9 protein-coding genes and 1 pseudogene are annotated in these 13,064 nt (G+C 52.1%); 5 read left to right on the top strand and 5 right to left on the bottom strand.

The window, feature by feature from the left end:
• Positions 1-29: 29 nt before the first annotated feature.
• Positions 30-842, bottom strand: a complete 813-nt coding sequence (locus MYS68_RS02585) for a class I fructose-bisphosphate aldolase (RefSeq protein ID WP_248924324.1) — start codon at positions 840-842, stop codon at positions 30-32.
• A gap of 51 nt (positions 843-893) precedes the next feature.
• Positions 894-1,931, bottom strand: a complete 1,038-nt coding sequence (locus tag MYS68_RS02580) for a zinc-dependent dehydrogenase (protein ID WP_248924323.1) — start codon at positions 1,929-1,931, stop codon at positions 894-896.
• 372 nt (positions 1,932-2,303) lie between these two features.
• Between MYS68_RS02580 and MYS68_RS02575 the strand changes: the two genes are divergently transcribed.
• Positions 2,304-3,158 (top strand): MurR/RpiR family transcriptional regulator, encoded by an 855-nt coding sequence (locus MYS68_RS02575; protein WP_248924322.1) that lies wholly within the window; start codon positions 2,304-2,306, stop codon positions 3,156-3,158.
• 57 nt (positions 3,159-3,215) lie between these two features.
• On the opposite strand, the gene MYS68_RS02570 is transcribed toward MYS68_RS02575, so the two are convergent.
• On the bottom strand, positions 3,216-3,485 hold the full coding sequence (locus MYS68_RS02570; RefSeq protein ID WP_248924321.1) for a hypothetical protein: 270 nt from the start codon (positions 3,483-3,485) through the stop codon (positions 3,216-3,218).
• A 247-nt stretch (positions 3,486-3,732) separates the two neighbouring features.
• Here MYS68_RS02570 and MYS68_RS02565 point away from each other — a divergent pair, with 247 nt between their 5' ends.
• Both MYS68_RS02565 and MYS68_RS02560 read left to right on the top strand, forming a co-directional pair.
• Positions 3,733-4,638 (top strand): amidoligase family protein, encoded by a 906-nt coding sequence (locus tag MYS68_RS02565; RefSeq protein ID WP_248924320.1) that lies wholly within the window; start codon positions 3,733-3,735, stop codon positions 4,636-4,638.
• A gap of 57 nt (positions 4,639-4,695) precedes the next feature.
• Complete coding sequence (locus MYS68_RS02560; RefSeq protein WP_248924319.1) at positions 4,696-5,433, top strand: C40 family peptidase; 738 nt, start codon at positions 4,696-4,698, stop codon at positions 5,431-5,433.
• Positions 5,434-5,958: 525 nt separating this feature from the next.
• Here the strand turns inward: MYS68_RS02560 and MYS68_RS02555 are convergent.
• Entirely contained in the window at positions 5,959-6,606 is a 648-nt protein-coding gene (locus MYS68_RS02555) for a DUF2238 domain-containing protein (RefSeq protein ID WP_248924318.1), read from the bottom strand.
• 349 nt (positions 6,607-6,955) lie between these two features.
• Between MYS68_RS02555 and MYS68_RS02550 the strand changes: the two genes are divergently transcribed.
• Both MYS68_RS02550 and MYS68_RS02545 read left to right on the top strand, forming a co-directional pair.
• Positions 6,956-7,408: a DUF2243 domain-containing protein gene (locus MYS68_RS02550; protein WP_248924317.1), complete on the top strand. Its 453-nt coding sequence runs from the start codon at positions 6,956-6,958 to the stop codon at positions 7,406-7,408.
• 348 nt (positions 7,409-7,756) lie between these two features.
• A pseudogene (locus MYS68_RS02545) lies at positions 7,757-12,187 on the top strand (DUF6359 domain-containing protein); the annotation flags it as partial.
• Positions 12,188-12,258: 71 nt separating this feature from the next.
• On the opposite strand, the gene MYS68_RS02540 reads toward MYS68_RS02545, so the two are convergent.
• Complete coding sequence (locus MYS68_RS02540) at positions 12,259-12,873, bottom strand: hypothetical protein (protein ID WP_248924316.1); 615 nt, start codon at positions 12,871-12,873, stop codon at positions 12,259-12,261.
• Positions 12,874-13,064: the final 191 nt, after the last annotated feature.

Here is a 13,064-nt window from a genome sequence, read left to right as displayed (position 1 = left end):
CTCGCTTCCCCTCATTGCTCAAAGCAGCACTATCGTTGATTAAGTTCGTCATATAATTCGACAGCTTCCTTGACCGAACCGTTCTTATGGATTACATGATCCAATGCCTTGACTATCGCCGTCGGGTTGCTGTTGCTCCATACAAAACGTCCAAACGTAATGCCGATGCCCCCCGCTTCGATGACATCCTTGGCCATCCGGAAATAGTCTTCAATTCGACTTCCGCTCTCCCCGCCCGCGACCACTACCTTGCATGGAGTTGCTTCGACTACTTTCCGGAACGTCTCCGGATCGCCGGTGTATTTCGTCTTAACGATATCCACGCCCAGCTCCGCGCCTGCTCTAACGGCATAAGCCACATGCTTCCAATGGTCCTTCTCCTCGGGCGGAATCAGATTGCCTCTCGGATAAATATGAGCAATCATCGGCATACCGTATTTCGCCGCTTTCCCCGAAATGAGCCCCAAATTTCGAAGCTGTTCCGGCTGATCGTCTCCCCCTACGATACAACCCATCGATATCGCATCGGCGCCTAGCCGGATTCCTTCCTCCACGTCCGTTACCCAAGCGTCATAATTGGGCTGCCAAGGCGAGAATGTGGAACATTTCAGAATTAGAGCCGTCTTGCCGGCATGCTGTGGAAAGCACATTTCGGCTATGCCTTTGTGCATGGTCATCGCATCCGGCCCGCCGGAGACGATCTCCGAGATTTTCCGGCCTATCGGCATTAATTCTTCATATATCCCTCTTGCCGTTGCCTGATCGACGGCGACCGCCAGCAGTCGGCCCGATTCTTTATTCAGCAGCCGTTGCAAACGAATTTCTTTCCCTAATAGTGCCATAAAACATCCTCCTTGGTTTAAAAAGTTTCGAAATTTTTATGAAACGTCGATTCACATATGAATGATGGATTTCATGCCTTTTCCCGACTTGACATCCAGTATGGCTTCCCGGATTTGATCCAGCGTGTAACCCGGCGTAGTCAGAACTCCGGTGTTTATTTTTCCGCTTGCGATAAGGGACAAGGCCGTCAAGTAATCGCTGCGGGTCAGGGCTGTAGTTCCGTTAACCTGCACTTCCTGATAATGAATGAAATTCGGGTCAATTTCGCATCCTGCCTCTTTGGGGAAACCCGCGAACAGGTTGATAGTACCCCCTTTGCGCAGCAGCTCGATACACTCCTGTACGATGGACGGCACGCCGATCGCCATAATCACCGCATCGGCGCCAAGCCCTTCCGTTTCCTGCATGACGACGTCACGAAGCGATTGCCGCTGCGGGTTTACGACGATGTCGGCTCCTGCAGTCAAGGCCCGGCCTAACCGATGCTCAAGCAGTTCGCTGACGATTACCTTGCGCGCCCCCGAAATTTTAGCCAGTTGAACGTGCATCAGGCCGATGGGGCCTCCGCCAATGACAACGACAGTGTCGTTCATGCGAATGTTGGCCTTTCTATTTCCGTTGATGCAGCAGGCCAAGGGCTCGGCTATGACGGCCTGCTCAAAGGGAACATGGTTGGGAAGCTTCACAAGATTGCCGGCTTCAAGCGCAATCTGCGGAATTTTCACATATTCTGCAAAACCCCCGTCAAATTCATACCCGATCGCTTTTCGGTTGGCGCATGCGTTTTCCCTCCCATTCAAGCAATAATGACACTTCAGGCAAGGAATCACGGGCATAATGCCCACCCGGTCTCCTTTGGCAAATCCGGAAACCCGGCTTCCTGCTTGTTCAACGATGCCCACCATCTCATGACCGATGACGGAATCAGGCCGAATGCCTTTCGTTTTCTCACCGACGAAAATACGTACATCAGTACCGCAAACTCCGCTGACCCGAATGCGAACCAGCACCTCAAACTCGTTAATTTGCGGTACGGCGATGTTCTGTACGGAGATTTTCTCCGGTCCGTGAAAAATAGCTGCCTTCATATGGAACTTTCTCTCCCTCGTCTTCGAAAATATTTTTTTTAGCACGGCAGTCACTTAATTGTTGGCGGAGCAAGCCCGATAGGAAGCGTTTGCATATCGGGCGGATGACCTTATCTCAACCGATCCGCAATCAAATGCACTTTTAAAGGTGCAATAATTGGATGAAGCCTCCTTTCGCCTTGATTATAATCATTCAGAAGAATAACTTCAAGATATTTTTTATTTTTTTGAAGTATATCTTCAATATTTTTTTAAAACTCTAACCAAAAATAAAAGAAGATTGATAGTTTCAATTTAAGCGTGTAATATGGATTTATGTAATGTTTATCCCTAGAAAAGTCTAGTTTTTTTGGGACTGGAGAAGGAGTTTGTATGATTACTCAAAGAGCATCTTACGTGGCGAGAATTGACGCGACGCAGCAATTCTTCACTGACACGGAGAAGAAAATTGCCGAATTTTTGCTATCCAAACCTGACGAAATTATTCGGTTATCCATTACGGAACTGTCCGAAAAAACAAAAAGCAGCGATTCTTCCATCATTCGATTTTGCCGCAAAATCGGTTACAAAGGGTATCAGGAAATGAAAATCGATGTTGCGCAAAGTCTGTCGAGTCCGGCCAAGCAGTTGCACGAGGACATTAATGACGAGGATTCCATTGGCCATATCAAAGAAAAAATATTTACCGCCGCCTCTTCCACCATTCTTGATACTCTTCATATATTGGATGACCTGCAGCTCCAAGGGGCCATTGACGCATTAAAGAAAGCAAAACGGATTATGATACTGGGAAACGGCGCCTCGGGTATGGTGGCACTGGATGCCCAACATAAATTTTTGAAAATCGGCATTCCCGTCATTACTTACCTGGACAATCACATGCAGCTGATGGGGACGAGCATGCTTTCAAGCGAAGATGCAGTCATTGCCATATCGCATTCCGGAGCAAATAAAGATATCCTCTCCGCCATCGCGCTTTGCAAAGAGAATCATGCAGCCGTGATTGCAATCACAAACTTTTCAAAATCGCCCTTGACCAAGCAAGCGGATTTCAGTTTATTCACTTTTTCGAAAGAGACCCGGTTTCGTACGGACGCAACCGCTTCCCGAATCGCCCAATTGACAATTATCGACGTACTCGTGACCGGACTCGCCTTAACGAATCCAAGCTATTACTTAAATAATTTCCAACGCACCCGCGAAGCTACAACAAATAAACGATTCTAACGCATGACGGTATCGTTATTTGACGAAGGACCGTCCTCCGCAGGACGGTCCTTTACGTTATTGCTGCTGCTGATTATCCGAGGATTGCTGCAAAGCCTGCTGTGCTTGCTGAAGCTGCTGGGACGATTGGTCGATTTGCTGCTGGGCCTGCTGCAGCTTCACCTCCTGCGCGACTTGCTTCGTCTGCTGGGCAATTTGCTGCGCTTGCTGGGCCGCCTGATTTACCGCCTGCTCGAGCTGCTGTGCGGAGCCCTGCCCGTTTTGCTGGTTTTGCCCGGATTGTTGGTTTTGCCCGGATTGTTGGTCTTGCCCGGATTGTTGCGCCACGGAAAATTCACCTCCTCGATCATCGCTTCCCTAAGGTTTTGTAAAAGATGGCAAGTCTATACGGACATGTGCGACCGGACGTTTATTGAATTCGTCGACCGGCAAGGATATAATTTCCTTAATAATTATCATTGTTGAGGAGCGGTCCGTATGCCCAGAAAAAAAATCCCCCGTTAATCCCGTGGTCCGCCCGCTCTCCTTTCATTTTCGAATCGTCCATGAATGAAAAGAGAGGGGCAATGATCGAATGTGGCCAAAAACGGTTGATTGGAAAAGTCTTAAATTTGGCGTGGAAATCGAATTTATCGGCGGCAAGCCGCAAGAGGTGGAGCTTCTGCCCGGCTGGATCATGTCTCTGGATGAAATGCAAATCGACGAAACCGGCATGGAATCGGGAAGCGAGCTGAAGCCGCCGCCTCTTTCGTGGAGTGAACGGGGACAAATCGAGGTCATGCTGACCCGTTTGCGGGAAAACGGCGCCACCGTCAATTGGAGCTGCGGCCTGCACGTGCACGTCGGGCTGGAGCCGTGGGGAGAGGATATTGTGCAGCCTCTGCTGGACGCCGCTTTGCGGTACCAGGATTCGATCCGGGCGCTTGTTGATACCGCAGATCACCGCTTGATCTTTTGCCCTCCGGTTACGGAGGAGATGCGCAGACGGGCTGCATCCGAGCCTTGCGAGAACGCGCTTCTCCGCCGCGGCCGGCCCCAATCCCACCGATGCGGAATCAATCTGGCCGCGTGGTATGATATCGGCACGGTGGAAATCCGTTACGCCAACGGTTCTTTGGATTACGACGAAATTTTGAATACGGTCGAATTGTATTTGCGGTTTATTGCCGCCATCGGGGCAGGCCGAACGCTTCCCCGCCTCCCTGAAGAAATGGCTGCCGAGCTGGATGCGCCGGCCGGAGGATTTCCGAAGCCGATTGCGCCGCCGAAGTGGTTTCTCGAAAGAATGTGGCTCGAGGAGCTGCTTCGGCCGGGCTTTGCTTCCATTGCAGCCGACCTTGTGCCGGATGGGGAGGTTCACAGCATCATCCCGGTGCCGGAAGGCTTGCTCGTTTCGATCGAACAAACAGGCGACGGGACGCTCCGCAAGTTTGTTTTCGGACCGCCTTCCACGGGTTGGGAGCTTTTGCGGGAGATATAATAAATCGGCAAAATATTGGCATCCTAAACGTAAATAATCGCAGCAGGGAGCCAAGCAATGCCGAAAAAATGGATAACGATAGCCGTTTTATGCGGAGCAGTTCTACTTACCGGATGTTTGAAAAAGGAGCAGGCCGCCAAGGAACTTGTAACGGACGGCAGAATGGCGGATCCGGCGGTTACCGAACGCGACGAAGATCTGCTCGTTGGCGACCTGGGCGTGGAGCGGATTGTTTTGCCGCAGCTGCTGCGGTCCCTGGAGCAAGGAAGAGCGCAAACCGCCACCTTGCTGGACCCTCACGGCTTCCCGCTTATCCATAGATTTCCGGATCCGACTGTAAAACCGCTGCGGGGAGGCTACGCGGAAAACGTCATCGAGACCGCCAAAAGTTACCTGCACACTCCTTACGAATACGGCTCGGACCGCACAAATCCGTTGACTTTTGACTGTTCGGATTTTACCCGTTGGGTGTATCTGGATGCTCTCGGCATGGATTTGCCGTGGGATTCACGAAGCCAGGCCGCTTACGTCAGGGCGTTTTCCAAGCGCATTTACACCGATTTTAGCAAAGCCCGCCGGGGGGATCTGCTCTTTTTCACCCGCTATCTCGGCAACAAACCTGAGGATTATCAAGGTTTGACCGAAGCGGAAAAGCCGATCTCCCATATGGGCATTTATTTGGGGAACGGCAAACTGATTCATTGCGCCTCCAAGGAAACGGGCGGAGTCCGGATCGATCAGATCCGCTGGAAGCATCTGCAGTACCGGTTCCTGTTCGGCGGCGGAATACTTTGAATAAAAGCTTTCCGATCGAAGCCTTCCCGATGAACGCTCCCTAAATTCCCCAAACTGGGGGGACCCCTGGTAATCATGCAAAAATAGGATAACGCGTCCGTACAGAATCATGGTTTTTGCCTCAACGGGAAACGCCGAACGACCCGCACTTGATACTTGATAAGCATAGAGGAACTGACGTTCGCTATTCTCGAATAATTGGGCATACCCGAAAAAATAGAGGAACTGAGATTCGCTAAATCGGTAAAAATGGCCTATGGTTTGACAAAAACATGCCAATAACGCACCGCAGTTCCGTTATTTCCAGGCGAACCGGTCGAATGGCCATTTTAGCGCACTGCAGTTCCTTTATGAACCCGGAACCGGAGACAACGGAGGCGGGCTGACTGGAGTTAGCGCGACACCATTGGCTATGGGCATCCCAGTTCCACCCTTAAAACCGGAATAAACATAAACGAAAAGAGACGGCATCTTATTCAAAACGAAAAGATGCCGTCTTTTTCCTAGATAAGGAACGATCTGAAGTTACGTCCGGAGCGGACCGGTTTTGCGGTTTTCCCCTTGGGTGCGCGCAATGACAAGCATCGTAATCATCGCCCCGGCAAGACCGAGCCCCATATCTTTTTGCGTGTCGAAAACATCTCCCTGCAGCCCGATATATTCCTGCCCCGCCTCCCCGGCTGCGTAAGCGACCGCCATTTCGGCGATCTCAAACAGCGCGCTTGCCGAGAAAATCAGCACCGCCGGTGCGAAATACGACCAGAACCCTTTCTGCCCGGTCAAACGGACAAACAGTTCGCCGAGCGGATAAGTCATAAGCAGACCGAAAGCGAAATGCACAACCCGGTCAAAGTAGCTGCGGTGGACGGGCAGCACCGTTTTGAGCCATACATCGAACGGGGTATTTTGATAAGTATAATGGGCCGCATAAGTATGCAGGCAAAAAAACAAAAACATCAGCAAGTAAGACAGATTGGAAAACCGAAACTTCCGGTAAGTCGCGGCAAGCACAATAACGATACTGACCAACAAAATGTTCTCGATGCTCCATTGAATCCGATCGGTCGGAGAAATCGCCATGATCGCCCAAAAGACGGCGAAGATGGCGATGATCGCCTGAAGCAAACGGTTTTTGGAGAAACGCAAATTCCTATCCATCAGCCAATGGGTCATCCCTGCACGCCCCGCTTTCGTGAATGATGCGGGCATAGTATCCCCAAAATTCCCCATTTTATGCGGATCATACCTCGATTTTCCCCACGCATCCGCTAAAAAGCCGCCTCATCTTCGATAAAACGCAGCGCGGCCCTGTAGTTGGATTCCATGATGAACCGGGCTAAGCTTTGATCCGGAAAACCTCTTTGCAGCAGCTTCAGGCCTCCGGAAGCGCAGGAGATATGATGGTCATTGATTGTTACCCGTCCGAGGGTTTATTTGCGTGCGTTCATATGGACTAAGATATTTTGGAAACAAACTGCTCATACTAACATATCGAGGCACAAGAATCCGGGAGGAACCCGCCATGAGCCGGTATTTTCATGATTTGCGCCGCCATCCGACCCTGAAAGGCGCGTTCCTGCTCGGCATCGGAGCGGTCGGCATGCTTGACGGCATCGTATTCCATCAAATTTTGCAGTGGCACAGCACCTACATGCATACGGACCGGCATTACCAAATCGTCAGCGACGGACTGTTCCATCTGGCCGTAACGGCGATTATTTTATGGGGCGCCATCGTGCTGTGGAACGGCGGGAGGAATCGAGAGAGCGGCAGCCGGCGGCTCTTCGTCTCCGGACTGCTGAGCGGCGCCGGATGTTTCAACTTTGCGGAGGGGATCGTCAGCCACCATCTGCTGCAAATTCATCATGTGAAGCCGGGGGAATTTCAAACGGCATACGATCTCGCCTTTGACGCATGCGGCTTGGTTATGCTGCTGGCGGGAATTGCCTTATACCGCAGTTTGCGGCAGTCTTGAACGCTATATCGTTCAAGACTGCTTTTTTTTATGGAAATTAAAGAATCTATCGGACTTTAACAAAACACTGGTAGATTTTCCCTGATGCATGTATCATGAATCTATAACCCTAGTATAGTTTTTCCGCTCTTCTTCAAACAATCTTAACATGGACATTATCTGGAGCAGACATACGAAAACTATACTTAGTTGGTTCTTATACTATTTTCATAGAGGAGGCATATGATGTTCAAGCGCAAAACAGCATGGAAAAAAATGTCCTGGATCGCACTCGCCATCATGATCGTTCTGTCCGGCACCGTTCCTTCGTTTCCGGCCGCCGTCCATGCGGCGAATCCGGACGGTTCGCTGACGGTGGCCGAGGCCATCGCGAACAATACCGGGACAGGCACGGTGGAAGGGTATATCGTCGGGCATGCCACAGGTTCGCTGTCGGCTAATTTTCAGGCGCCCTTTTCCAACGATTTTAACTTCCTGATCGCCGATTCGCCGACCGAACGCGACAAGACGAAGCTGCTTGACGTGCAGCTGACAACCGCATACCGCAGTCAGTTCGGGCTGCAAAGCAATCCGGGCATTATCGGCAAAAAAGTGAAAGCAACCGGCACGTTCGGCGCGTACAATACGTTCCCCGGCCTGAAGTCGCCGACCGCGCTGACGTTCTTAAGCGATTCGCCCCCGGGTGATCCGCAGCTCGTATCTATCGCCGACGCGAAAAAAGCGACCGGTCCTGTCAAAATCGAAGGCGTCGTCACGGCAGACAATGCCGCCATCGGCGGAGGCAAGCTGTCGACGTACGTGCAGGACGCCAGCGGCGGCATCAATATTTTCAGTAATTCCGCAAGCGGTTTCCCCGACCTTAAGGAAGGCGACAAGGTTCAGGTGACGGGAACCGTAACGTCCTACAAGGACTTGACGGAAATCGCCCCGACGGCCATTTCTGTCATCGCGCAAAACCAACCGCTTCCCGCACCCGTGACCGTCTCCATCGCGGATTTGCAGGATCCGGCGAAGGCCGAGCCACTCGAAGGCCAGCTCGTGCACATCAACGGCTATTTCAAGGTCGTTCCCGCAACGCCGGCCGGCGGCGGTTACAATGTGCAAACCGTCGATGCCGCATTTAACGGCACGACCGTCCGCATCATCGAAGGATCCGTCGACATGGCGGCCGTTCAGCAGGACAAATGGTATGAGGTAACCGGAATTCTCAGCCAGTATACCTCCTACCAGATCATCCCGCGCAAATCGGCGGACATCGCGCTCGCGGCCAATCAGCCGCCGCTGTATCCGAATGTGCCCGGCGATTTCGAAGCGACCGTCGCACGCGTCGTCGACGGCGACACGATCGCGCTGCAAAGCCCGGTGCTCGGTGCGACCAACGTGCGCTTCCTGAACATCGATACGCCGGAATCCGACAGCTATATCAACCTGAACGGCGGCGTCAAAACGCCCGCCGATCAAAACCAGCTCGACTTCGGGCTGAAAGCGAAGCATTATATGGAAACCTTGCTTCAGCCGGGCGATCAGGTCATCCTGAAGGTCGGCGAGGAAGCTACCGACCACTACGGCCGACTGCTGGCCCAAGTTGTCCGCAAATCCGACAACCTGAATGCGAACCTCGAAATGGTGAAGCAAGGTTATGCCGTCACCTACTTCATCTGGCCGATCGGCTCTGCAGATGAATACAACCAGTATCAAGCTGCGGTCAAAACGGCAAAAGATCAAGGTCTTGTCATCTGGAATCCGGCAGACCCGCTTACCGAGCTTCCGTTTGTATTTCGGGCGCGTTTCTCGGGCGAAGGTTTGACGCGGCCCGTAGGCAACTCCGACACGAAGATCTATGTAGCCAAAGAAGACTGGGCGAAAGTCCCGGTGGAAAAACGGATTTTCTTCAATACCGAAGCCGACGCCATCGCTAACGGCTATAAGAAGGAAGGCCAGGTGCAGGTTCCGCCACTGCCGGACGGCACAGGCAAAAAGGTGCTGTTCGATCATTCCCACGGCCAAACGGCCGGTGCGGCCGACTGGGTTATCGACGGCGGATTTTCCGATTTCGCCGACGGGCTCAGAGCGGCGAATTTCACCGTCGAATCGCTCGACCGTTCGGTTCCGTTTACGTTCGGGGAGGCGACCGTCACCTACGACAAGCTGAAAAATTACGACGTATTCGTTATCGGCGAAGCGAACATTCCGTATAAAAAGTCCGAGCAGGACGCCATGCTGCAATACGTGCAAAACGGCGGCGCCATTTTCTTCATCGCCGACCATTATAACGCCGACCGCAACAAAAACCGCTGGGACGCTTCGGAGGTTATGAACGGCTACCGCCGCGGCGCATGGGATAATCCGGCCAAGGGCATGTCGGCCGAAGAAGCCGCTTCGCCTGCGATGCAGAACGTCGTCAGCTCGGACTGGCTCGCCCAAAACTTCGGCGTGCGCTTCCGTTACAACGCGCTCGGCGACGTCGACAACATGACCGATCTCGTGCCGTCGGAGCAGTCGTTCGGCATTAACTCCGGAGTCGGTTCGGTATCGATGCATGCCGGATCAACGCTCGCCATTCTCGATCCGACCAAGGCCAAAGGCCTCGTATATCCGCCGGCGAACGTTCCCGCTTGGGCGAACGCCGTCGACAGCGGCGTGTATGAAGGCGGAGGCCGCGACGAAGGCCCTTACGCCGCCGTCGCCAAAGTAGGCACCGGAAAGGCGGCATTTATCGGCGACTCGTCCCCTGTGGAAGATAAGACGCCGAAATATTTGCGTGAAGACAATGGCGGGAAGAAGACAACCTATGACGGCTTTAAGGGCGAAGCGAACAACGCAACGTTCCTCGTTCAAACGGTAAAATGGCTGGCGAATCACGAGAGCTACACCTCGCTCACACAGGTAGCCGGGCTGCAGCTCGATCAGCCGACGACGCTGCTCCCGTTCGAAGAGCCGGCGCAATCGACCGAACCTAAGCCCGAACCTTGGTCCGCTCCCGATCCGGGATATAAATGGTACGATCCAACGACCTTCAAATCCGGCTCCTACGGCTCGACTCAGCAGCCGCCGGTTCAAGCGCAGTATTCGTTTGTGCGTCAAAGCACGCTGCCGAATGCGCAGCAGTTCCAGATCCGAGTTACGGCGGACAATATGCTTCCGGGACAGTCGGTTTCGAACTTGTCGGTCGGCATCTACCTTTCGGGCGGCACGCAGGTCGCCAAGTTCCAAAATGCCGACGGCACGTGGCCGAGCAGCTACGGCTACAGCACGGCCTTCTCCATGACCGCAAACGCATCGGGCCATGCCTCCAAGGAGCTGACGGTACAGATCAAGCCGGGCACAACCGGACAAGCCAGCCTGCGGCTGAAGGTAGACGGCAACAACGAAATCACGGAAGCCGTTTCGATCGCCGACGTGCCTGCCGAGCCGCTCCCGCCGGATCATCCGAAGGTGCCGGACCGCATCGCGATCGCGGACGCGCGCCAGAAGGCGGACGGCACCCTCGTCACGATCGAGGGCGTCATCACGTCGGAGCCGGGAGCGTTCGGCAGCCAAGGTTTCTACATGCAGGACGATTCCGCCGGAATCTACATCTTCCAAAGCGCGACCGGCTATCATGCCGGAGATGTCGTATCGGTCAGCGCCAAGAAAGCAGTCTTCAACACCGAGCTGGAGCTCACCGATCCGGTATGGATCGAGAAAAAGGGGACATCCCCGCTGCCGGCTCCGCTGGAGCAAACCTCGCTTTCCGAGGTAAATCAGGGCAAGCTCGTCAAACTATCGAACGTCAAGGTTTCCGGCTACAAAACGGCAACGCCGTCCGGTTCCTTCGAATTTGACGTTACCGGCGGCGGAACGACAACCCACGTGCGGGTCGACGGCCGCACCGGCATCGACATGAACGCGTTTGTCGCCAAGTTCCCGGAAGGCAGTCTCGTCCATATTGCCGGAATCTCGTCGATTTTCAAAGGCGTGTACCAACTGAAGCCGCTATCCATGGAGGCCGTTCAGCTTGCGGATGCGACTCCGCCGACGACTTCCGTGCAGACGGACGGCGTCACCGGAGAACAATACAACAGTAAAGACGTAACGCTCACATTTACCGCTGTCGATCCGGACAACGGCTCGGGCGTACAGAAAACCGAATACCGTTTGGACGGCGGACCTTGGACCGCAATCAGCGGACCGGTAACCGTTTCGACGGAAGGAAAACATATGATCGAGTATTACTCGACAGATAACGCGGGCAATAGCGAAGCCGTGAAGAGCATCGTCATCTGGATCGACAAATCGGCGCCGGTCATCACCTACTCCGGCAGTTTGACGGTGTACCAGACGGATGTTTCCGTCAGCTTGTCGGTTTATGCCGCAGACACTCTGAGCGGCGTGAAGACCGTCAGCTACACACTGGATGGGAAGTCTATCCTGTCGCCCGAGTTCATCAAGCCGATCAATCTGGCTGCAGGCAGCCACGAGCTTGTCGTGACCGCCGAAGATATGGCCGGCAACCGTTCGCAAACTTCGCTGACTCTAACTGTGGTGATGGACATCGCACATTTGGACGAGCTGATTGCGTACGGCGAAAATAACGGCTTTTTCAAGAACCACGGAGCGGCGCAAAGCCTGCTCGCGAAAGTGAAAAACTTGCAGAAAGCGGCAAGCGAAAATGATAAAGACCTCAGCAAGAAGCTGGATCAACTGGTGAAGGACATCGCCAAGGATAAAGGGAAGCTGATCGACAGCGGCTTTGCCCAGCTCCTGCTCGATGATCTGGCGCAGCTGCAGTTGAAATAAGAACCGGATTTAGGCGATGAAGCTAATAGGCTTCATCGCTTTTTTTTGTGCCGCCGGCAGATCCCCGGGTTTTATTGTATTTTCACAAGCGATCTAACAATCATATCTCCAATATGGTCAATTTCTTTTTCCATTTTAAAATTATTAATGGGCACAACAACGAAACGATTGTAAAAAACGTTTAAATCATCAGGGATGGGATTGATTGTGAGTTGCACCGCAAAATGAATGGGTTTATGGAGAACCACACCTACTCTATCCAATTTTTTCGTAATTTTTTCAAAAAGTGGAGAAATCATTTCGTCGGTTAAACCATCTAAGATGCTTTTTCCACCAAAAGGCTGATTCCACCACCACGAGTAAAATGAGTCCCATATGTCATTTAAGGCACAAATTCCATTCTCGCTATCCTCAAATAGTTGAGAATAAATCGTCTTATCCTGCACTTGAGAAACGTCCCATTGAACGAAGGAAATCGCAGAATGATCTAGCTCAATCAGTTTGTGTTCCCAAAGCCGATGAAGTTGCTTTCGAAACTGTTCGTATGTCAGAAATCCATCTCCGGTATATTTATAAAAAGGGAATACCCGTTTATTATCCGATTTATTATGATAAAGACCGTAAATATATAATAATAAATTGATAAAAAATGAACTTTGATTCGAAAGAATAAGGTTTTTCCGCATAAAACACAACCTCCGCATTTAAAAAGAACATTCCTTTAGGAATGTTCTTTTCATACTGTTGTTACGTTTGAATAAATGAAATTTCACATCCATCTTCAATAACCCATTTATTCCCGCAACATATTTTCCTGTTTCGTTATCATAAATAACTATTTCTCCACTAAAAGTATAATAGAGATTCCAACTGGGAA

Origin of the sequence: Paenibacillus hamazuiensis (genome assembly GCF_023276405.1) — a bacterium.
In the GTDB taxonomy this organism is placed as follows: domain Bacteria; phylum Bacillota; class Bacilli; order Paenibacillales; family NBRC-103111; genus Paenibacillus_AF; species Paenibacillus_AF hamazuiensis.
This window is presented reverse-complemented; position numbering and strand designations above follow the sequence as displayed.